The organism is Vibrio sp. V10_P2A27P122 (assembly GCF_963874335.1).
GTDB lineage: Bacteria > Pseudomonadota > Gammaproteobacteria > Enterobacterales > Vibrionaceae > Vibrio > Vibrio anguillarum.
The window spans coordinates 1-2,599 of sequence record NZ_CAWNHY010000195.1; the positions used below are offsets into that span (position 1 = coordinate 1).

At 43.3% G+C, this 2,599-nt stretch carries 1 protein-coding gene and 1 pseudogene; both read right to left on the minus strand.

Going from position 1 to position 2,599, the window contains the following annotated elements; all coding sequences use genetic code 11:
• Positions 1 to 2,386 (minus strand): hybrid sensor histidine kinase/response regulator (locus AACQ17_RS08460; protein WP_094167794.1); only part of this gene is annotated, 2,386 nt, incomplete at its 3' end.
• Positions 2,383 to 2,599: pseudogene (locus AACQ17_RS08465) on the minus strand (IS4 family transposase); the annotation flags it as partial. The pseudogene AACQ17_RS08465 and the gene AACQ17_RS08460, both read right to left, overlap by 4 nt.

Consider the following 2,599-nt stretch of genomic DNA (forward strand, 5'->3'; position numbering starts at 1 on the left):
GCAATACCGTTAGCAAATCGACTTGCTGCTGTGTAGGTAACTGGTGTTTTTCTAAGCTTGTTTGGGTATCGATTAACACTTGATGAATATGAGTATTTTCAATCTCCGGCAACTGCTGTATCAAACGTTGAATCATGGCTAATGCAAGTTCTATGTTTTGATCTTCCACGGCCATATAAAACGTCACCAATGATTCCTCTGCTGAGCCTATCTTTAGCGGCATAGAGGACTCTGGATGATATTGGTACAGTTTTTCGACAAATTGGAAAAGAGCATCATCTAATTCATTGTCATCAATGGGTTTGGTGACAATATAATCAGCGCCGGCCGACAACATTCGCTCACGAGTTTCTTTGAAAACATCAGCAGTACAACCAAAAATGAGCACATTACGTTGCTCCCCAACTAAGATCCGAATCGCAGACACCGCTTCTACGCCATCCATTACGGGCATATGGTTATCCATCAATATCAGGTCATAATTCCCGCCAACAACCGCTTGAATTGCCAATTCACCATTCTCAACACAATCGCATGTAAACCCTTTATTCTTCATAAAGGTTTCGATAATGATAGAGTTGGTCCGGTTATCTTCCACAATGAGAGCTTTCAGTCCTTGGTAATTAAGCTTGCGACGTGGCTTGACTTCAATGGTCCCGGGCGTCGTTGTTTCTATCGCTAGCATAACGTGAAAACTGGTACCAATTCCTAACTCACTGGTTACCGTGACTGTCCCATCCATTAGCTCTACAATTTGTTTTACAATCGCTAAGCCCAACCCCGTTCCACCAAAACGCCTTGTCGTCGATGATTCAGCTTGTTCAAATGGGCGGAATATTTTTTCCTGAGCCTCTTTTGCTATACCTATCCCCGAATCCCGTATCCGAATAGAAAGATACCGTTTATCTTCCATCTGCTGCTCTTTTAGAGTCACTTCGACAAAGCCGTGAGAGGTAAACTTGACCGCATTATTAAGTAAATTAAACAGAATCTGTCTCAATCGTGCTTTATCTGAGTAATACCAGCGATCGTGAACAATATCGCTGTAAATCCTAAACTGCAGTCCTTTTTCATTGCATAAGGTATGGTAAACACTGTTAATACTACCAATCAGTGAATCCAAGGGGAAACGGGTGTTATCAAGTTCTAATCGCCCTTGTTCAATCTTGGAGAAATCGAGAATTTCGTTAAGCAGCACCATCATGTGCTCGCCAGACTCATACAGACTATTAAGGTGTTGCCTCTGTTCTGGGGAAAGCTCTGTTTTCAATAAGATTTGTGCGGTTCCTAAAACACCATTCATTGGAGTTCTGATTTCGTGTGACAGGGTTGCTAAGAAGGCACTTTTGGCTTGAGTGGAAGCTTGAGCTTTCACTTTTTCCGCTTCAAGATAAACGGTTTTTTGGTTAAATGAATCGATAAGCTGGCGGATCTCATCTTGGCTTCGATACGGCATATCAATAATACCGCCCTGCTTAGAATCACTCACTTTTTTGGCGATTATGGTAATCGGTTTAATCACATATTGATTGATCAAGTAATAACCGATCATAACGCAAACTAAAAGGATTGGAATGATACTCCGTTCGACATTCATCACCAGATCAAACACTTCGTCATTCACTAACCGATGGGCATTAATAACATCAACTCGCCATTCAAAATCACCAAAACCGAAATGACTTACGTTAGCTTCTTCACGTATTATAAAATTATGTTCAGTGATCAGGGATCCCCCCGAATCACTTAAGGATACGCCAAGGTTATAAAGCTCCGCTTGACTGGCAATAAATGTGGCTAACCCCGCCAATGACAGATCGACTGTTGCTACTCCAGCAAATTCACCGTTAACGTAATAGGGCGATGAAGCCGTGATCATCTGAACGTGCGTATAGGCATCGACATAGACTTCTGACCATACCACACTACCGACAGGCTTCTCTTTTGCTGCGTTGTACCACACTTCGTTATCGTAACCATGCGCTTCTTGATTGTTCCAAGAATGCAATTTGTCGACTTGACCGTCAGCGGCTCGATTATAAAACAGGCTACTGTATCGCTGCGATGCATTAATACTGTAGGGTTTCGGCCATAGCCCACCACTGACGACAACATCATCAAGTATAGTGAACAGCGAAGAGAGCATTCTGTCTTGCTCAGCTTGGTTGGTTGCAGCTTGCCCAAGGCTCACAATGCTTTGGAGCACACCAATAGAACGGTTGAGAGGTTCGCGAATTTGGGCTGATAACACTTCTGCACGAAGATCTAAATTCTGTTTTAATTCAGCTCGTAGTGGCGCTTCGACAACCCAATAAGTAACGGTACCTGTGATCGCAATAAAAAAGCAGAGATAAAAAGAAAGGGCGATAATGCTAATGCCGTTCACTTAAGGTGAGCGGCATTGTATTTTCTAGGATATCGGCTTGGCTTTTTCTTCACGACTCTAGGGAAGGCTCTTTCTCGCCTTGGCTCAAGTATTAAGCTCCCACTCATTGCATAGAAGTTTTGGAGTTGCCTCGGTATGGCTCCCGGTGACGAGTAGGGAAGCCCCACTATTAGGCGCATGATGTGGGCTAACGCTCCATTGAAGCTAAGTTGG